Raw genomic sequence first — 20149 nt, 5'->3', positions numbered from 1 at the left:
GACGCCGGGCTGCACTGGTTTTGCCTGCCAGCGGCCGCAGCCTCTGGGCGGGGGCCAAGTTCCGCAGTATGCCGTCATCATGACGGAACGTCGGCCGTATCCGAGTGACCTGTCCGATGCCTGCTGGGCACTTGTCGAGCCCGCCAGGCCCGCACCGAACGCGCCCTGGCGTTCGGTCGCCCACCCGAGCACGACCTGCGCGATCTGCTGGACGCGATCCTCTACGTCGACCGCACCGGCATCCCCTGGCGCTACCTCCCGCACGACTACCCGCCCCACCAGACCGTCTACGCCTACTTCGCCCGCTGGCAGAAAGACGGCCTGTTCGAGCAGCTCAACGGCCTGCTGCGGCGCCTGGTCCGCGCCGCGGAGGGCCGCACCCCGGAGCCGACGGCCTGCATCCTCGACTCGCAGAGTGTGAAGACCTCCACGAACGTCCCCGCCGCCGGCCAGGGCGTCGACGCCGCGAAGAAGATCGTGGGAAGGAAACGCAGCATCGTCACCGACACCATCGGCCTGCTTCTGGCGGTGCTGGTCACCGCCGCGAGCGTCCAGGACGGCACAGCCGGACGGCACCTGCTGACCCGGGTCACGGCCGAGCACCCCACGGTCCGCAAGGCCTGGGCCGACATGGGCTACAAGAACGCCGTCATCGAGCACGGCGCCGCCCTGGGCATCGACGTCGAGATCGTCCGCCGCGACCCCACGACCAGGGGATTCGTCGTCCAGCCCCGCCGCTGGGTCGTCGAGAGAACACTCGGCTGGCTCATGAGCCACCGCCGCCTGGCCCGCGACTACGAAGCACTGCCGGCCCGCTCCGAAGCCATGGTCCACATCGCCATGATCAGCCTCATGACCCGCCGACTCACCGGCGAGGCCACCCCCACCTGGCGCGGAACATGAACCTCAGGACCAGGGATGAAACGCCCAGTGAGGGGCCCGACCGGTTTCGCGGACACCGTCAGCCACGCGTGCTGGGCGACCAACTCGCGTATGGCGTGGGAGACATGGGTGTTCAGGCGGTAAAACTCACCTTGACGCTCCGAAGTCAGTAATCATGCACGAGGTCGTCGTCAGGCTCGGCACCACCGTCGCGAAAGAGAAATTACTGTGTGCCGATCCGACGATTTCCCCCGATTAGACCCTGGCGGCGTGTTTGCTACTTCTGTGCCATGCCCGAGCACCATTCTTATCCTGGTCGAAGCGGCACCATTGAGATGGGATACGAGAAGTGTTCAGAGTGAATAGGTCGGCCTGGTCTGTTGTGGCGGCCGGGACGGTGGCTTCACTGTGCATTGCACCTGCGGCCCAGGCCGCCGTGGGCGGAGATGTGGTCTCGCGCATCGGCCAGATGGTCCGGGCGGAGCCGACCACGAACTCGAAGGTCCTCGGTTCGTACGCCTCGGGTGCCCGGGTGCAGCTGGCGTGCAAGGTGCACGGTGAGAACGTGGCCGGCAACAGCATCTGGTACCGACTGGCCAATCGTGACGGCTGGATGAGTGCGCGTTACGTGAAGAACTCCGCTCCGGTGGCATTCTGCGAGGCCGCTAGCCCGAAGCCGGCAACCCCCGTCAAGGGCGACCCCGGTGCCCAGGGTCCGAAGGGTGACCCCGGTGCCCAGGGCGCGAAGGGTGACCCCGGTGTGCCTGGAACGGTGGGGCCACAGGGCGACAAGGGCGAGAAGGGCGACAAGGGCGATCCGGGAACGGTCAAGGAGCCTACCGTTCAGCAGGTAAAGGGCACTCCGGTGATGCTGCCTGCCGAGAAGGACGCGAAGGTTACTGCGACGGCACAGTGCCCGGCGGGAACCAAGGTAGTGGGCGGGGGGTTCGAGCACGGCAATCGTACCGACCCGTCGAAGCCGGTCGACTTCTGGCTCTGGGAGAGTCGGGCTGATCTGTCGACGAACTCATGGCGTGTTTCCTTCCAGCAGAACAGTGCCACCGGCGGCGTTTTCCCGATCACCGCATATGCGGACTGCGCGTCCGTGGCCTGACGAGAACAGGCATCCTCCGATCGGAACAACTGTGATGCGGCGTGGGCGGGATGCACCCTAAACGTCCTCTCAGTTGGACAGCGGTGCGGCCCGGCAGGTGACGGCGATTTCACCGATTCACCTGCCGGGCCGCACCGGTGCTTCAGTGGCGGGACGCGGCGGTCATCCCTGAGACGGGCGGTTGGCCCAACGGCGCGTCACCGTGTCGTACAGGTAGGCGCAGGCCTCTGCCTCGGTGTCGAAGCTGGCCTCGACCCACTGCTCTCCACGTTCGTGCACGTCGATGTACCAGCGGTCGTCCAGCCCCTGGCCGAGGACGGGCACCGACCCCGGGATGTAGACGAAGGTCTTGAAGTCCCGGGTGTTGATGCCGTAGGCGGTGTCACTCACGCCGAACTCGCGCAGCGCTGCCTGGAGTTGGTACCTGTTCAGGGCTTGCATGACGTTCCGTCCTCGTAGACCAGGTACCCCGCGATGCAGAGCTCTGAACCGTTCCGGGTTCGGTAGAGAGCTCAGTTGGTGGCTATGACCTGTGGTTTTGTGGTTGTCAGGTAGTGGTTGGTCTCGTACTCGACGGGCGGGATGTGGCCTATTTCACCGTGGAGTCTGCGGTGGTTGTACCAGTCGGTCCACTCGGCGGTGGCCAGTTCGACCCTCGGACAGTGTCCGCCAGGGCCGTCGCGGCTTGATCAGTTCGGTCTTGTACAGTCCGATCGCCGACTCCATCAGGGCGTTGTCGTAAAGGCGTCGCCGACCGAGCCGATGCTCGCCGCGATGCCGGCGGCGTCCAGGTGCTCGGCGAGCCGGAACGACGTGTACTGCGAACCGGCATCGGAGTGATGTATCAACTTCCCTGGCTGGATGGGGTGTTGGTCACGGTCGCGCTGCCAGATCGCCATCTCCGGGGCGTCGAGGACGAAGACGGTCTCCTTGACCGTGGCGGCCGACCAGCCGACGACGCGCCGGGAGAAGGTGTCCACGACGAAGGCGACGTAGACGACGCCGGCCCAGGTCTTCACGTGGGTGAAGTCCGCGGCCCAGCACCGGTTCGGGGCCGCGGCGACGAACTGACGGTCCACCAGGTCCGGCGCGCGCCCGGCCTGCCCGCCGGGGATCGTGGTGATCACCCGCTTGCCGCGGACCGCGCCGGTGATGCCGATCTCGCGCATCAGGCGTTCGACGGTGCGGCGGGCCACCGTATGGCCGTGGCGGTTCAGCTCGCGCCAGACTTTGCGGGCGCCGTGGACGGCGAAGTTGTTTTCGTGGACCTCGGTGATCAGCTCCGTGAGTTCGGCATCCCGCACGGAACGCGGCGAGGGCTTCAACTCCCGCTGCTTGTAGGCGTAGTAGGTGGAGGGGGCGATGCCGCACTCGTGCGTGGTCAGCACGCGGCAGATCGGCTCGACACCGCCGAAGCGGTCCCGGTGCTCGTCGATGAACGCTACGAGCGCAGGTGTGGCCGGTCGAGCTCGGCCGCGAAGAAACTCGCCGCGGCCTTCAAAATCTCGTTGGCGCGCTTGAATTCGGCGATCTCCTTCTTCAACGCCTTCATCTGCGCGGACCCCTCCGTGGTCGTACCGGACCGCTGCCCGGAGTCGACCTGGTCGCGTCGCACCCAGTTGCGCAGGGTCTCGGCCGAGCCGATGCCCAGCTTCTCAGCGCCGGCCGTCAGCGCCGCGGACTCGTTCGGGTAGTCACCGAGGACCTCGGCGACCATGCGCACGGCACGACGGCGCAGCTCAAGCGGGTAGGAGGAGGGACGTGCCATGACTCGAATCCTTACACGAAATCGAGTCTCCGCCGAACCCGGAACGGTTCAGTGGCTGGTGGTCGCGGGCCGCCAAGACGTCGGTGCGCCGTGGCACTGCTCTGACTGGTGTTCACCCCTTCGTGTGCATCCGTGGATGCCGCCGCGTTGACCCGCTGTCCGCTTCGTGACCGCGAGGGGCTGCTGACGCGGATGCGATCGGTGGGGTCCGGAAGCGGCCGGTTGCCGTAACGGTCCGTCAGCTACTGCTCGGTTGCCCAGGCGTGAGGGCATAGATGTGGGGTACAAGTGACCGGCCTCGACACCAGCGGGGTTGCCGTCCCCATTTCGTGGAAGTGTGTCCGTGCGCCGAGAATTCGTAGTCCAACCGCTCACCGCGACCCTGGTGACGCCCGCTCTGCCCGATGTCGAGGCCCACCTCGAGTACCTGGTGTCGGACCCCTACGCGGTCCGGCTGGTGGTCGGGTCGAAGTGTGCTCTCAACGAAGCACCGGTGACGTGGGTGTTCGCCAGGCAGCTGTTGCTCGAGGGGTTGGACGCCGCCGCCGGCGAAGGGGACGTGCGGATCTGGCCCCAGAGCCCCGAACAGACGGCGGTGGAGCTCCGATCAGTGGAGGGCAGCGCAGTGGCCGCCATCCGGACGGCGGAGATCCGTGCCTTCCTCACCTCGAGCCTCCGGCGTGTTCCACCGGGCGCGGAAGGCCGGCTGATCGACTGGACATTGGTCATCGCCGAGCTGCTCAAGCGATCGAACTGACCTGTCCGTCCCCCGGCGCGGTGCCCAGCGGCTGGAGATCGCCTGCGTCGTCACGGGGACGGATGGCGCTCGGCTCGCGAGCACTGGGGATTCCGGCACGGTCCGGCCGCCCAGATGTACTGCTTGGACCCGTCCAGGTCGGGGGCGGCGTCGAGGTACACGGCCTCCACCCCGCTGCGGCAGCGCGGGCACTGAAGCTGCTTGGGCCGGCGGGCAGTAAACACGATCTTCACCATGAGGCGACGGTATTTCGTCCAAGCGCAACCCGCTTGCCCGGTTCCGACCGTGAGGCGCGCACTTGCTGGGACGGCCGGTTTGCGGACGGACATCCGCCGGCCGTCCCGAACCGTTTCCACCGGTAGGACCGGCGACAGCGGTGAGCCCCGCGTGTTCTTGCCGAATGCCCCGGCTCGAAAGAGGACCGGGGCATTCGGCTGCCGTCCATTCCGGTGCGGGCTCAATGAGTGTCCGTCAGATGGGCGAATAGGATGACGTTTCCGGTGTATTCACGTTCAGTTCGGTCGAATCGGCCACCGCAGGTGATGATGCGGAGTTCCGCCCTCGGGGTCGGTCCGTAGACCAGGTCGTTCGGAAATGCCTTCCGGGAGAAAGTGCGGACCTCGTCCACGGTGAACACCGCCGTTGCGCCGTCCAATCGGGTCACCTCGACGGTGGCTCCTGCCTTCACGGTGGACAGGGCCCAGAAGACCGCCGGACCGTCAATTGTGTCGACGTGCCCGGCCACCACGGCCGCGCCCCGGGCACCCGGGGCGGCGGAGTCCCTCAGCCAGCCGGCAGTGCCGGGCGTGGAGTAGGGCGGCAGTTCGGGTCGGCCCTTGTCATCGGAGCCGAGGGCGAGCAGTGGTGCCGCCACGCCGATGGAGGCGATGGTGAGCCGGATCGGTGTGGACGGAGCGAGTGGGGAGTGTCCGCCGGGGGAGGGGGAAACCTGCTGAGGGGGCGTCAGCTGGGCGGTCTGTTGCGGGACGGCCGCCGCCCGGGGAGCGGGCGGGGACGTGGGAGTGGGGTGGCCCGGGTCGAGGACGGCTCCGAGCAGGGCGGTGAGCAGCACGGTGCCGGAGATGGCGGCCACGACGGTCCGGATGCGGCGCGGGCACCGTTCAGGCACCGTTCACGGCTCGGCCGCGCCGGCGCCGTACGAGGCGCAGGACGGCGGCGCTGGTGGCTCCGCCGGTCAGGGCGATGGCTCCGTAACCCGCGAGGCCGGGTGTCTCCTCGCCGGGGCCGGCCTTCCAGCCGCCTCCGGTGGCGGGCGCTGCGGGTTCGGTGACGGTGATGGTGCCGTTGGCCCCCGGGCGACCGGCACAGGTCGCGGTGACGGGGTAGCTGCCCGGGGCGGTCCCGACGGGGACGGTGAGCTGGCCGCCGGAGGTGCCGGGCGGGAGCTGGACCGGGGCGGCGACTACGGGTGAGATGAGTGTCGCGGAGCCGTCGGGGCAGGTGATCCCTGCGTTGATCTGCACCGTGCCGCCGGGGTGGGTGACGGCTGGGTCCACGGTCAGCGGCACGGGCACGGTCGGAGCGGCGGTTGGTGTGGCATGGCCTCCGGGGTCTCCCGGATCTACCGGATCTACCGGATCCCCGGGGTCGCCCGGATCCGACGGAACGGCTGCCACCGGTGCCGGTGCGGCGGGTGCCGGGGCTGCGCCGGGGGTGGCGGCCTTTCCGGGGTCGCCGGGGTCCGCCTTCTTCGGCGCCTTGGCCTTCGGGGGCTCACCGCACCGGGCCGGGTGGGCCGCGCACCACCCGGGTGGCATGCCGTCCCGGGGTGCTGCGAATGCAGGACCGCCCGTGCCGAGAAATGCTGCGGTTACTGCGGCGCCCGCTAGTCCCATAGCGAGTCTCGCCATTAAGCCAGCTCCTTTCACGGCCGAAGCCGGGCCTGACGCGTGGTCATACCCGGCTCCTGCGCGAACATTTACCTCATGATTGTGAAGACCGGCCTTCCGCCAAACCCGACTCCCCCGACCGCCCGGCCGTCGACACCCGCCTGGAGTTGCCGTCCAACCCGCTCGGCTCAGTCCCTCCGCCGAATGCCACTCCTGACTGGACGAGCGGGCCCTTCGGGGCATTCGGAGCCCACCGGACCCGACCAGGAGGACGTCTTTTCAGGGAGTGTGACGGTATGTCAAGCCGATCGAGGGATGGGGTGGTGACCTGCCGGACTGATGAATTGATTCCGATGGGATTCGACGGTCATTCCGCCGAGATGCTGAACGGCCCTGTCCGGTTGGCTGACAAGTCGGAGTGTCCGGCACGGAGGCTGCGGTGAACAGCCGTACAAGACCCCGCCGGTCACTCGGGAAATTCGCCGAAGGAAACGAATTGCACGTGACTCCTCCGGCGGCGCGGCGGGCGATGGCCGATCACCGCACCCACTACTTTGCGGGGACGTGACGCAGCGTCACATCACCCCTCGGCCGCTCGACGGAGTCGGCCATGACCCCAGATGGAGGCGGATTCCCGCCATGACCGCTCCACCGGTCCTCTTCCGCGCCCTGGCGCCCTCACTCGCGGCTCTGCTCGGCTCGGTCGTCGTCACCGCCCCCGGGGTCGCACACGCCGACACCCTGCCGGCGGGATGCACCCAGTCGACCACCGGCCCGACCACGACCTACACGTGCACCGAGGGGCTGACCAAGGACTGGTCCATCACTGGTGGCGACACCGTGGTCACCATCACCAACGCGTACACGCCAGGGAACCCCAACACCGACAAGGCCGGCATCTCGGCCGGTGTCACCCTGTCCTACACCGGAACCGGCTCGATCTCGATCAACGTGACGGGCCGTCCGGGCGCGGACGTCTTCACCAGCAGGACCGCTGACGGAGGTGACGGGAACGCTGGGGCCATCACCATCGGCGCATCGGCCACGTCCGCGGACATCGCTGTCACCGGGGGAGACGGGAGCTACAACCCCCGTCGCGGCGGCTCGGACCCAGGGAACGGTGGAGCCGGTGGCCGCGGCTGCACCATCACCGTCCCCGGCACGGTGACCACCGGCTCGGTCGGGCTCACCGGTGGCAAGGGTGCGGCCGTGGCCGGAGCCGGCGGAGCGGGCAGCAGTGCCTGTGTGGTCGATGCCCCGGGCCTGAAGGTCACCGCGGCCGGGGGAAGCGGTGCCGCCTGGGTGATCGGCGGCGCCGGTCGCGGTGGTGCCGGTGGCGCCGGGGCGGCCGACGGGAGCATCACCGCCGCCGAGCTCCTGGCCCAGGGCGGTACGGGAGGCAGCAGCAGCTACGATTCCCGCTCCCTCGACGGTGCGCGAGGCGGCGACGGCATCGCTTCCGCGACGGCGGTGACCGCTCCCGTTGTCACCGCCCGGGGCGGCGACGGCGGGAACGGGAGCTTCGGCTCCAACTTCGGTTCCTACCCCACCGGTGGCGTAGGCGGGCGCGGTGGTGACGGTGCCTCGGGCGGCAACGTCACGGCCACCCGGTACACCGCCACCGGTGGCAAGGGCGGTGCGGGCGGGCCCGGCGCTGACGCCGGCAACGGTTCCGCCAACGGCGGCTCCGGCGGGTCGGGCGGAGCAGGCGGCGACGGGGGCAACGGCAACGGCGCCGCCGTCACCGGGCCCGCAGCGGGGAAGGCCGTCGTAACGGCCAATGGTGGTGCGGGTGGTGCGGCCGGCAAGGGCGGGACCGGGGCCGCCGGCAACACCTCCGGCGGCGACGGAGCAGCCGGCCGGCCAGGTCAGGGCAACACCGCCGCGATCTCCGTCTCGGGCAGTGGAAACTCGGTCACCACCGACGTCAACGCCGGCAGCATCGACGCCGGTGCCGGTGGCGGCAACACCATCGCCGTCACCACCAACAACGGCCCCGTCAATGCCGGATCGGCGCTCGGCAACACCTGTCAGATCACCACGAACAACAAGTCCGACGCCACGGTCAACTGCACCGGCACACCCGGCCCGACACCGACACCGACCCCCACCCCGGCCCCCACTCCCGCGCCCGTCCCGGTACCCGAGCCCACGCCGACTCCCAGCCCGGCACCGACGGTGGCCCCGAGTCCGAGCGCGGAGGCCACGTCGGTACCGACACCGGTGAACTCTGCCCGGGCTTCCGTGACTTCCTGCGGCCGGGACTCGGGCGACGTCCGCTGCCAGGCAGTGCCGTCCCGTCAACTCGCCGACACCGGAGCCGGATCGACCACGAAGATCGCCGCAGTGCTGAGCCTGCTCTTCCTCGGGCTCGGCGTCCTCGCTCTGGTGGTGCGCCGAAGCAGCCGGTCGTAGCCGACGGAGCCGGGGCACCGGTCTCCAACCCCCGGCCCTTGCGGGCCACTTGATCGCAGCCGTGGGTGGCACCGAGATGAAGGACGGTCACCCCGTACGGCGGACCAGGCGGGCCCGCTCCGCCGTCGGCGGGTCCTGCAGTCTGGCCTCCGACCACACCACCAGGCCGAGCCCCACGGCGCAGGCCGCCCTCGCGAGGAGTCCGGGGGTGCCCTGGAGGCGGCGCAGTGGTTGGAGGTCTCCGGAGACGTACTCGGCAGTGAGCGCGGTGGGGCCGGGGCGGGGCGTCATGAGCGGGCCAACGATCGGCCCCGGCCCCGGCCCCCGCCCGGTCGGCGGGGACGCCCTGAACGGCCGAAACGATCCTGCACGGCCGGTCGCCCCAGAGCGCGCCCTCGAGCGCGGCCACGGTGGCGGCGGACCGTCCGTCAGATGTTGTGCCCCGTCCTCGGTCTGACGTGCCGTGAGGTTGGTCCGGCATGTCGATCTGCCCTCCGCCGCGGCCCGCCCGTGCGCTGAACGGGTTCATTCTCCCTGGTCGGCGCGGTACTCCGGAGTGTCCAGCCCCATCGGTGTCGTATGAGGCATTCATATACAAAAACCACCGTATGCCTTGGGCTGGACAGAACGGGAACTCGATGGTCGGCAGAGTAAGGCGTCTGATCGCAACGGCCGTGGCCTGTGTCCTGGTCATCTTCGTGTCGCCGTTCTCGTCCGGTGCCGCGGCGCCGGTGCGTCGCGCGGCGGCGGAGCCGCGTGCCGCGGCGGGCGCCTGTGCCGCGAAGACGCCGGGCTACAACCAGTGCCAGGTCTTCCGGAGCACCGGTTCCGCGCAGACGTTCACGCCGCCGGCCGCGGCGACGGCGGTGCGGTTCCACCTGTGGGGTGCCGGCGGTGGGAACGCGAACAACTCCACCGGTGTCGGGGGCGGCGGTGGCTACACCCAGGGCTCGGTCTCGGCGCCGCTGGCGGCGTCGTACTCGATCAACGTGCCTGCGGCGGGTGTCACGGCCAGCAACAACGCGGGGACCGGCGGTGGTGCGGCCTGGGTGAAGGACGCGTCCGGGAACCTGTTGCTGGTCGCGGGCGGCGGGGGCGGCGGCGGTCGGGGGACCACGTCGACGGCGGCGGGCAACGGCGGGCCCGGCGGTGGCGCGAACGGCGTGAACGGTGGCGACAGCGGAAATAGTGTCAAGGGTGGTGACGGTGCCACCGGTTCCACCGGAGGCGCGGCGGGGAGCACAGGTACCCGCGCGGGTAAGGCAGGGGCCGCCGGGCCGCTCGGGGCCGGCGGTGCGGGCGGAACGGACGGGAGCACCAGCACCAGCAACGCCGGAGGCGGCGGGGGTTCCGGCTATGCCGGCGGTGCGGGCGGTGACGGCGGCGCGATCGTGCTGTTGCTGGTGGCCGGTGCAGGCGGTGGCGGTGGTGGCGGCAGTGGTTTCGTGGACACCGCGAAGGTCGCGGACGGGACCACTGCTGCGGGGTCGGGCCAGAACGCTGGCGGGACGGACGACCCGTTCTACGACAGCGACAAGTACGGTGCCTCGAAGACGGCTGGCGCGGTCGTGGTCGAGTGGAAGATCCCCGAGGTGATCATCGAGTCGCCGGCGGACGGTGACGCCATCGGGACCGACACCGAGTTCAGCGGTACCGGGGCGCCCGGCGCCACCGTGACGCTCACGAGGGGCACCTCGACCACGGCCATCGGCACGGCGACCGTCGCGTCCGACGGCAGGTGGACGATCGTCGCCAACAGCCAGACCACGAGCACCACCAAGGTGGTCTACAAAGCCACCCAGACGCTGACCGCGGGTCAGACGCCCCTCACCGACAGCATCTCGGTCACGGTGGTCAGCACCGGCAGCATCAAGGGCAAGCCGGTGACGCTGATCCAGACCACGACGAACGGCGGGTGTCAGGCGTACTACAACGACACGAAGCAGTTCTACGGCTCCGACTGTGGCACGGGCATCAGTGTGGGGACGGCACTCTACGGCGGGTCGGCGTACGTACAGAACTCGAGCGGTGGATCCACCAAGAGTGTCGGCCAGACACCGACCACCGGTGACGGCACCTCGGCCGACCCGTTCACGATGACGACGGACTTCACGGCCGTCAACACGCTGCTCGTCTCCCAGAAGGAGACGTACGTCCTCGGTGAGAACGGGTTCCGGCTCGACATCACGGTCACGAACAACGGCACCGCGGCGCGGTCCGGCAACCTGTACCGGGGTGGTGACTGCTACCTGCAGGGCTCCGACAGGAGCTACGGCGCGGTGCTGCCCGCTGCACCGGGGATGGGCAACGGCATCGCGTGCGTGAAGAACGCCAACGGCACCGGGCAGGCGATGATGTTCGTGCCGCTCACCCCCGGCAGCTCCTACTCGGAGGGGAGCTACAGCACGGTCAAGAGCCATATCCAGACCGGCAAGGCGCTGCCGAACACCTGTGACTGCGCGAGCGACACCGACAGTGGCATGGCCATCTCGTGGCCGTACTCGCTGGCACCGGGCGAGTCGACGACCATCAGCTTCGTCACCTACTTCCGCCCGGCGGACGTGAAGCCGCTTGTGGCGGAGAAGACGGTGTCGCCGAGCAAGGCCAAGCCGGGCGACACCGTCACCTACACGGTGAAGCTGACCAACAAGGACAACTCCTACCCGGTGACCACGTTCGGCTTCACCGACACCCTGGACAGCCGTCTGGACTACGTCACCGACTCGACCAAGGGCACGGGCTTGGCCGAACCGGGGGTGAAGGGTTCCCAATTGAGCTGGGGCACGTTCACCACGCTGAACAAGGACGCGTCGTACACCTTCACCTTTCAGGCGAAGGTGAAGAGCACGGCGACACTGGGCACCGCCACCAACGACTTCACCGGTGACGGTATCGCCACCCTGTCGAAGGTGGCGCCGCTGCTGATCGGGCCGCCGGCGGCCCTGACGGTGACCAAGACCGTGGACAAGCCGGCGGTGCTGATCGGCGGTCAGGCGGTGTTCACCGTCACGGTGAAGAACGACGGCCCGAACGCGGCGGCCAACGTCGTGCTCACCGACCAGCTGCCGGCCGGTCTCACGTACGTGTCGGACGACTCGGGCGGTAAGTACGACAGGACCACCGGTAAGTGGACGGTCGGCGCCCTGGCCAAGGACGCCACCGCGACGCTGAAGATCACGGTGAAGGCTGGGCAGGAGGGTGACTTCCTCAACGCCGTGACGGCGCTGACCTCGGACACGACCAACGACAACCCGCTGTGCACGGACGCCTCGAACCCGTCCACCTGCCCGAGCGCCAAGGTCTCGGCGCGCTCCAGCGACCTGGTGATGACCGCGGCCACCTCCCCGAACCCGGTGGCGCCCGGCGGCACTTCCACGGCGACGCTGACCGTGACCAACAACGGGCCGTCGGCGACGGGGTCGGCGGCGACCGTGACCTTGACGCTGCCGCAGCGCACGACGCCCGGTGCGCCGCTCCCGTCCGGCTGCACCGCGGCGGCTGACGGCAAGTCGGTCACCTGCACCGTCCCGGCGGGCCTGGCCAAGGACGCCAAGGCCGTCTTCGCGGTCCCGCTGGTCGTCGACTCGAACGCCCCGGTCGCGACCGCGCTGACGGGCGGCTCGGCGGTGGTGGCCTCCGTGGACGACACGAACACGGCGAACAACACGGCGTCCGTACCGCTCTCCACGACGGCCAAGGCGTCCAACGACCTGGCGATCACGGTGACTTCGCCGGCCTCCCCCGTGACTCCGGGCACGGCGGGCACCGTGACCGGGACGGTGAAGAACAACGGTCCGTCGGACACCACGTCGGTGTCGACGGTGACGTTCACGCTGCCGGGCCGCACGACGGCCGCCGCGACGCAGCCCGCGGGGTGCACGGTGGCGGCGGACAAGAAGTCCGTGACCTGCAACATCCCGGCCGGGCTCAAGAACGGCGCCACGGCCTCGTTCCCCATCTCGGTGGTGGTCGACGCGGACGCGCCGCTCGGCACGGTGCTGTCGGGTGGCAGCGCTGCGGTGGTGAACGGCGAGGACCCGCTCGCGACCAACAACACGGCCGACTTCTCGGTGACGACCGCGGCGACGGGCTCGGCCGATGTGTCGATCACGAAGAAGGCCGTGGGCACCACGTCCGTCCCGCCCGGCGGGACTGTGGTGTACGACCTCGTCGTGACGAACGCCGGCCCGTCGCAGGCGGTGAACGCTGTGGTCACCGACACCCTCCCGGCCCCGTTGAAGTTCGTCTCCTCGGACTCCGGCTGCACGGCTTCGGGCCAGGTGGTGACCTGTCCTGCGGTCGCCACGCTGAACCCGGGTGCGACGAGGACCGTCAAGCTCACGGTGCAGTTGGACCCGGCGTACACGGGTGACGGTTCGGACATCAGGAACCAGGGCTCGGTGAAGTCGGACACCGTCGACCCGAACCCGTCGAACAACACCTCGGACGCGTCGACCGGTGGTCTGCCGGGTCCGGGGCCTGGGCCGAATCCGCCGGCTCCGGTGAAGGCCGACGTCGCGATCACGAAGAAGCCGGTCGGGACCGGCGCGGTCGCTCCGGGCGAGACGTTCGACTACACGGTCACGGTGACGAACAACGGTCCGTCGGATGCCAGTGGTGTGGTGGTGACGGATGCGCTGCCTGCGGTGTTGAAGTTCGTTTCGGCGAGCGACAGTTGTACGGCGTCCGGCCAGAACGTGACGTGCCCGAAGCTGGCGACGTTGGCGGCCAAGGGGTCGAAGACCTACACGGTCAAGGTGCAGCTCGACCCGGCGTACACGGGTGACGGTACGGATGTGCGGAACCAGGCGAAGGTCGCCACCGACAGCCCGGACCCCGACCCCTCCAACAACACCTCCGATGCCAAAACCGGTGGTCTGCCGGGTCCGGGCCCCGGTCCGAATCCGCCGGCCCCCGTCAAGGCTGACGTCGCGATCACCAAAAAGGCATCGGCAGCCACTCCGGTGGCCCCTGGTGAGACGTTCGACTACACGGTCACGGTGACGAACAACGGCCCTTCTCAGGCGTCCGGTCTCGTGGTGTCGGATGCTCTGCCGTCGATGTTGAAGTTCGTTTCGGCGAGCGATGGTTGCACGGCGTCCGGCCAGAACGTGACGTGCCCGAAGCTGGGCACCCTGGCCGCGAAGGCGTCGAAGACCTACACCGTCAAGGTGCAGCTGGATCCTGCCTATGCCGGTGACGGTACGGATGTGCGGAACCAGGCGAAGGTTGCCACGGACAGCCCCGACCCTGACCTGAGCAACAACACGTCGGACGCCAACACGGGTGGTCTGCCGGGTCCGGGTCCTGGTCCGAATCCGCCGGCGCCGGTGAAGGCTGATGTCGCGATCGCGAAGAAGGCCACGGGCACCGCACCGGTCGCGGCGGGTGAGACTTTCGACTACACGGTCACGGTGACGAACAACGGCCCGTCGGACGCCAGTGGACTGACCGTCACGGACGCGCTGCCGTCGATGTTGAAGTTCGTTTCGGCGAGCGATGGTTGCACCGCGTCCGGCCAGGACGTCACCTGCCCCAAGCTGGCGACGTTGGCAGCGAAGGCGTCGAAGACCTACACCGTCAAGGTGCAGCTCGACCCGGCTTATGCCGGTGATGGCAAGGATGTGCGGAACCAGGCGAAGGTCGCGACTGACAGTCCGGACCCGGACCTGAGCAACAACACGTCGGACGCCAACACGGGTGGTCTGCCGGGCCCGGGTCCTGGTCCGAATCCGCCGGCGCCGGTGAAGGCCGATGTGGCGATTGCCAAGAAGGCGACCAGCGCGACGTTGGTGGCTGCGGGTGAGACGTTCGACTACACGATCACGGTGACGAACAACGGCCCTTCTCAGGCGTCCGGTCTCGTGGTGTCGGATGCTCTGCCGTCGATGTTGAAGTTCGTTTCGGCGAGCGATGGTTGCACCGCGTCCGGCCAGGATGTGACGTGCCCGAAGCTGGGCACCCTGGCCGCGACTGCGTCGAAGACCTACACCGTCAAGGTGCAGCTCGACCCGGCCTATGTCGGGGACGGCAAAGATGTGAAGAACCAGGCGAAGGTTGCCACCGATACGGCCGACCCTGACCTGAGCAACAACACCTCGGACGCCAACACGGGTGGTCTGCCTGGTCCTGGTCCTGGTCCGAATCCGCCGGCTCCCGTGAAGGCCGATGTCGCGATCACGAAGAAGGCCTCGGCCACTACTCCGGTGGCTGCGGGTGAGACGTTCGACTACACGGTCACGGTGACGAACAACGGCCCGTCGGATGCGGCCGGTCTGACCGTCACGGATGTACTGCCGTCGATGCTGAAGTTCGTTTCGGCGAGCGACAGTTGCACCGCGTCCGGCCAGGACGTCACCTGCCCCAAGCTGGCGACGTTGGCAGCGAAGGCGTCGAAGACCTACACCGTCACGGTGCAGCTCGACCCGGCGTACGCGGGTGACGGTAAGGACGTGCGGAACCAGGCGAAGGTCGCGACTGACAGTCCGGACCCGGACCTGAGCAACAACACGTCGGACGCCAACACGGGTGGTCTGCCGGGGCCGGGTCCTGGTCCGAATCCGCCGGCTCCCGTGAAGGCCGATGTGGCGATCGCCAAGAAGGCCACCAGCGCGACGTTGGTGGCTGCGGGTGAGACGTTCGACTACACCATCACGGTGACCAACAACGGCCCCTCCCAGGCGTCCGGCCTCGTGGTGTCGGATGCGTTGCCGTCGATGCTGAAGTTCGTTTCGGCGAGCGACAGTTGTTCGGTCTTCGGGCAGAGTGTGACGTGCCCCAAGCTCGCCACGTTGGCGGCGAAGGCGTCGAAGACGTACACGATCACCGTGCAGCTCGATCCTGCCTATGCCGGTGACGGCAAGGACGTGCGCAACCAGGCGAAGGTCGCCACCGACAGCGCCGACCCCGATCAGGGCAACAACACCTCCGACGCCAACACGGGCGGTCTGCCGGGCCCGGGCCCCGGTCCGAATCCGCCGGCTCCGGTGAAGGCGGATGTCGCGATCACCAAGAAGCCCGGATCCGTCGCCCCCATCGCTCCTGGTGAGACGTTCGACTACTCGATCACCGTCACCAACAATGGGCCGTCGGACGCCAGTGGTCTGGTGGTCACGGATGCCCTGCCGGCCGCACTGATGTTCGTTGCGGCGAGTGATGGTTGTACGGCGAACGGGCAGAGTGTGACGTGCCCGAAGCTGGCGGTCCTGGTGGCCAAGGCGTCGAAGACGTACACGATCACCGTGCAGCTCGACCCGGCGTACACCGGGGACGGCAGTGACGTGCGTAATCAGGCGAAGGTAGCGACCGACAGTGCGGACCCGGACCTGACCAACAACACCTCAGACGGGGCAACTGGGACCCTTCCGGGTCCTGGTCCGAATCCGCCGGCTCCGGTGAAGGCCGATGTGGCGATCGCCAAGAAGGCGACCAGCGCGACGTTGGTGGCTGCGGGTGAGACGTTCGACTACATGATCACGGTGACCAACAACGGCCCCTCCCAGGCGTCCGGTCTCGTGGTGTCGGATGCGTTGCCGTCGATGCTGAAGTTCGTTTCGGCGAGTGACGGTTGTGCGGTGTCCGGGCAGGACGTGACGTGCCCGAAGCTGGGGCTCCTGGCCGCGAAGGCGTCGAAGACGTACACGGTCAAGGTGCAGCTTGACCCGGCGTACGCGGGTGATGGTACGGATGTGCGGAACCAGGCGAAGGTCGCGACCGACAGTCCGGACCCCGACCCCTCCAACAACACCTCGGATGCCTCGACCGGCGGTCTGCCGGGTCCGGGTCCTGGTCCGAACCCGCCTGCCCCGGTGAAGGCCGATGTCGCGATCACCAAGAAAGCCACGAGTACGACGTTGGTGGCGGCGGGTGAGACGTTTGACTACAGCATCACCGTCGTCAACAACGGTCCGTCGGATGCGTCCGGTCTGGTGGTGTCGGATGCGTTGCCGTCGATGTTGAAGTTCGTTTCGGCGAGCGATGGTTGCACCGCGTCCGGCCAGGACGTGACCTGTCCGAAGCTGGCGACGTTGGCCGCGAAGGCGTCCAAGTCCTACACGATCACGGTGCAGCTCGACCCGGCGTACGCGGGTGACGGCAAGGACGTGCGCAACCAGGCGAAGGTGGCCACTGATTCCGCTGATCCTGATCTGGTCAACAACACGTCGGACGCGAGCACGGGTGGTCTGCCGGGGCCGGGTCCTGGTCCGAATCCGCCGGCGCCGGTGAAGGCGGATGTGGCGATCGCGAAGAAGGCCGCGAGCACGACGTTGGTGGCTGCGGGTGAGACGTTCGACTACACCATCACCGTCGTCAACAACGGTCCGTCGGATGCGTCCGGTCTGGTGGTGTCGGATGCGTTGCCGTCGATGTTGAAGTTCGTTTCGGCGAGCGACAGTTGTACGGCAGCAGGTCAGGACGTGACCTGTCCGAAGCTCGCGATGTTGGCGGCGAAGGCGTCCAAGTCCTACACGATCACGGTGCAGCTCGACCCGGCGTACGCGGGTGACGGCAAGGACGTGCGCAACCAGGCGAAGGTCGCGACCGACAGTCCGGACCCTGACCTGAGCAACAACACGTCGGACGCGAGCACGGGTGGTCTGCCGGGTCCGGGGCCTGGGCCGAATCCGCCGGCTCCGGTGAAGGCGGATGTGGCGATCGCCAAGAAGGCGACCAGCGCGACGTTGGTGGCTGCGGGTGAGACGTTCGACTACACGATCACGGTGACCAACAACGGGCCCTCCGAGGCGTTCGGTCTCGTGGTGACGGATGCTCTGCCGTCGATGCTGAAGTTCGTTTCGGCGAGCGATGGTTGCACGGCCGCCGGACAGGATGTGACGTGCCCCAAGCTCGCCACGCTGGCGGCGAAGGCGTCCAAGTCCTACACGATCACCGTGCAACTCGACCCGGCCTACTCCGGTGACGGCGCGGACGTGAAGAACCAGGCGAAGGTCGCGACCGACAGCGCCGACCCGGACCCGAGCAACAACACCTCCGACGCCAACACCGGTGGACTCCCCGGCCCGGGCCCTGGCCCGAACCCGCCGGCTCCGGTGAAGGCCGATGCCGCGATTGCCAAGAAGTCGGCATCCGCTACTCCCGTCGCCCCTGGTGAGACGTTCGACTACACGATCACGGTCACCAACAACGGGCCGTCCGACGCCAAGGGCCTGGTGGTGACGGATGCGTTGCCGTCGATGCTGAAGTTCGTTTCGGCGAGCGACAGTTGCACGGCCGCCGGGCAGGACGTGACGTGCCCGAAGCTGGCGACATTGGCGGCGAAGGCGTCGAAGACGTACACCGTCAAGGTGCAGCTCGACCCGGCGTACGCGGGTGACGGTAAGGACGTGCGGAATCAAGCGAGGGTCGCGACTGACAGTCCGGACCCGGACCTGAGCAACAACACGTCGGACGCCAACACGGGTGGTCTGCCGGGGCCGGGTCCTGGTCCGAATCCGCCGGCTCCGGTGAAGGCCGATGTGGCGATCGCCAAGAAGGCCACGAGCACGACGTTGGTGGCACCGGGTGAGACCTTCACCTATGAGATCGCGGTGACGAACAACGGGCCGTCCGACGCGAGCGGCTTGGTCGTGTCGGATGCGTTGCCGTCGATGCTGAAGTTCGTTTCGGCGAGTGATGGTTGCACGGCCGCCGGGCAGGACGTGACGTGCCCGAAGCTGGCGAAGTTGGCCGCGAAGGCGTCGAAGACCTACACCGTCAAGGTGCAGCTCGACCCGGCGTACGCGGGTGACGGTAAGGACGTGCGGAACCAGGCGAAGGTTGCGACTGACAGTCCGGACCCTGACCTGAGCAACAACACGTCGGACGCCAACACGGGTGGTCTGCCGGGCCCGGGTCCTGGTCCGAATCCGCCGGCTCCGGTGAAGGCCGATGTCGCGATCGCGAAGAAGGCGGCGGGCGCCGCACCGGTGGCTGCGGGTGAGACGTTCGACTACACCATCACCGTCGTCAACAACGGTCCGTCGGATGCGAGCGGTCTGGTGGTGTCGGATGCTCTGCCGTCGATGCTGAAGTTCATCGCGGCGAGCGACAGTTGCACAGCGGCCGGGCAGGATGTGACGTGCCCGAAGCTGGCGAAGTTGGCCGCGAAGGCCTCCAAGTCCTACACGATCACGGTGCAGCTCGACCCGGCGTACGCGGGTGACGGCAAGGACGTGCGCAACCAGGCGAAGTTGGCCACTGATTCCGCTGATCCTGATCTGGCCAACAACACCTCGGACGCCAACACGGGCGGTCTGCCGGGCCCGGGTCCCGGTCCGAACCCGCCTGGTCCGGTGAAGGCGGACGCCGCGATCACGAAGAAGGCCACGGGTGCCACGTTGGTGGCTCCGGGTGAGACCTTCACCTATGAGATCGCGGTGACGAACAACGGTCCGTCGGACGCGAGCGGCCTGGTGGTGACGGATGCTCTGCCGGCTGTGCTGAGGTTCGTTTCGGCCACTGATGGTTGTACGGCGAACGGGCAGGAAGTGACGTGCCCGAAGCTGGCGACATTGGCGGCGAAGGCGTCCAAGTCCTACACGATCACGGTGCAACTCGACCCGGCCTACTCCGGTGACGGTAGCGACGTGCGCAACCAGGCGAAGGTCGCCACCGACACCGCGGACCCGGATCAGGCCAACAACACGTCGGACGCCAACACGGGCGGTCTGCCGGGCCCGGGGCCTGGTCCGAATCCGCCGGCTCCGGTGAAGGCGGATGTGGCGATCGCCAAGAAGGCGACCAGCGCGACGCAGGTGGCTGCGGGTGAGACGTTCGACTACACGATCACGGTGACCAACAACGGGCCCTCGGACGCGAGCGGTCTGGTGGTGTCGGATGCGTTGCCGTCGATGCTGAAGTTCGTTTCGGCGAGCGACAGTTGCACGGCCGCCGGGCAGGACGTGACGTGCCCGAAGCTGGCGGTCCTGGCGGCGAAGGTGTCGAAGACGTACACGATCACTGTCCAGCTTGACCCTGCCTATGCGGGTGACGGTAAGGACGTGCGGAATCAGGCGAAGGTTGCGACTGACAGTCCGGACCCGGATCAAGCCAACAACACGTCGGACGCGAGCACGGGTGGGCTTCCGGGTCCGGGGCCTGGTCCGAATCCGCCGGCTCCGGTGAAGGCGGATGTGGCGATCGCCAAGAAGGCCTCGGCCACTACTCAGGTGGCGGCGGGTGAGTCGTTCGACTACACGGTCACGGTGACGAACAACGGTCCGTCGGATGCGAGCGGTCTGGTGGTGTCGGATGCGTTGCCGTCGATGTTGAAGTTCGTTTCGGCGAGCGACAGTTGTACGGCAGCAGGTCAGGACGTGACCTGTCCGAAGCTCGCGACGTTGGCGGCGAAGGCGTCCAAGTCC

The 20149-nt window shown here is 68.3% G+C and carries 9 protein-coding genes and 2 pseudogenes; 5 read left to right on the top strand and 6 right to left on the bottom strand.

Features of this window, described 5'->3' with window-relative positions; all coding sequences use genetic code 11:
* The first annotated feature begins 79 nt into the window (after positions 1 to 79).
* Positions 80 to 903, top strand: a pseudogene (locus tag ACZ6ZR_RS34200) (IS5 family transposase).
* Positions 904 to 1330: 427 nt separating this feature from the next.
* Complete coding sequence (locus tag ACZ6ZR_RS34195; RefSeq protein WP_465649159.1) at positions 1331 to 1996, top strand: collagen-like triple helix repeat-containing protein; 666 nt, start codon at positions 1331 to 1333, stop codon at positions 1994 to 1996.
* Between the two features lie 162 nt (positions 1997 to 2158).
* On the opposite strand, the gene ACZ6ZR_RS34190 is transcribed toward ACZ6ZR_RS34195, so the two are convergent.
* The gene (locus ACZ6ZR_RS34190) at positions 2159 to 2437 is read right to left on the bottom strand and encodes a hypothetical protein (protein ID WP_465649157.1); all 279 of its coding nucleotides are present in this window, start codon (positions 2435 to 2437) and stop codon (positions 2159 to 2161) included.
* Positions 2438 to 2508: 71 nt separating this feature from the next.
* Positions 2509 to 3764 (bottom strand): annotated as a pseudogene (locus tag ACZ6ZR_RS34185) (IS3 family transposase).
* A gap of 343 nt (positions 3765 to 4107) precedes the next feature.
* Here ACZ6ZR_RS34185 and ACZ6ZR_RS34180 point away from each other — a divergent pair.
* Positions 4108 to 4521: an SsgA family sporulation/cell division regulator gene (locus tag ACZ6ZR_RS34180; protein WP_465649155.1), complete on the top strand. Its 414-nt coding sequence runs from the start codon at positions 4108 to 4110 to the stop codon at positions 4519 to 4521.
* Between the two features lie 50 nt (positions 4522 to 4571).
* On the opposite strand, the gene ACZ6ZR_RS34175 is transcribed toward ACZ6ZR_RS34180, so the two are convergent.
* The 3 genes from ACZ6ZR_RS34175 to ACZ6ZR_RS34165 all read right to left on the bottom strand — a co-directional run bounded on the left by ACZ6ZR_RS34175 (position 4572) and on the right by ACZ6ZR_RS34165 (position 6056).
* Complete coding sequence (locus ACZ6ZR_RS34175; protein WP_465649153.1) at positions 4572 to 4757, bottom strand: hypothetical protein; 186 nt, start codon at positions 4755 to 4757, stop codon at positions 4572 to 4574.
* Positions 4758 to 4978: 221 nt separating this feature from the next.
* Positions 4979 to 5614, bottom strand: coding sequence for a class F sortase (locus tag ACZ6ZR_RS34170; RefSeq protein WP_465649152.1), 636 nt, complete (start codon positions 5612 to 5614; stop codon positions 4979 to 4981).
* A 28-nt stretch (positions 5615 to 5642) separates the two neighbouring features.
* Positions 5643 to 6056, bottom strand: coding sequence for a hypothetical protein (locus ACZ6ZR_RS34165; protein WP_465649150.1), 414 nt, complete (start codon positions 6054 to 6056; stop codon positions 5643 to 5645).
* A 954-nt stretch (positions 6057 to 7010) separates the two neighbouring features.
* Here ACZ6ZR_RS34165 and ACZ6ZR_RS34160 point away from each other — a divergent pair.
* On the top strand, positions 7011 to 8786 hold the full coding sequence (locus ACZ6ZR_RS34160) for a hypothetical protein (protein WP_465649148.1): 1776 nt from the start codon (positions 7011 to 7013) through the stop codon (positions 8784 to 8786).
* A gap of 87 nt (positions 8787 to 8873) precedes the next feature.
* Here the strand turns inward: ACZ6ZR_RS34160 and ACZ6ZR_RS34155 are convergent, their stop codons facing one another.
* Positions 8874 to 9077, bottom strand: coding sequence for a hypothetical protein (locus ACZ6ZR_RS34155; protein ID WP_465649146.1), 204 nt, complete (start codon positions 9075 to 9077; stop codon positions 8874 to 8876).
* A 383-nt stretch (positions 9078 to 9460) separates the two neighbouring features.
* Between ACZ6ZR_RS34155 and ACZ6ZR_RS34150 the strand changes: the two genes are divergently transcribed.
* Positions 9461 to 20149 (top strand): isopeptide-forming domain-containing fimbrial protein (locus ACZ6ZR_RS34150; protein ID WP_465649144.1); only part of this gene is annotated, 10689 nt, incomplete at its 3' end.

It is taken from the genome of Kitasatospora sp. NPDC088742 (assembly GCF_055584905.1).
Note: the sequence above shows the minus strand (reverse complement) of the source record. Positions and strands in the feature narration are given on the sequence as shown.

What these genes read in the sequence shown, in the direction of transcription:
- ACZ6ZR_RS34190 (WP_465649157.1), bottom strand. Translation starts at nt 2,437, where the DNA reads ATGCAAGCCCTGAACAGGTACCAACTCCAGGCAGCGCTGCGCGAGTTC.
- ACZ6ZR_RS34175 (WP_465649153.1), bottom strand. Translation starts at nt 4,757, where the DNA reads ATGGTGAAGATCGTGTTTACTGCCCGCCGGCCCAAGCAGCTTCAGTGC.
- ACZ6ZR_RS34160 (WP_465649148.1), top strand. Translation starts at nt 7,011, where the DNA reads ATGACCGCTCCACCGGTCCTCTTCCGCGCCCTGGCGCCCTCACTCGCG.
- ACZ6ZR_RS34155 (WP_465649146.1), bottom strand. Translation starts at nt 9,077, where the DNA reads ATGACGCCCCGCCCCGGCCCCACCGCGCTCACTGCCGAGTACGTCTCC.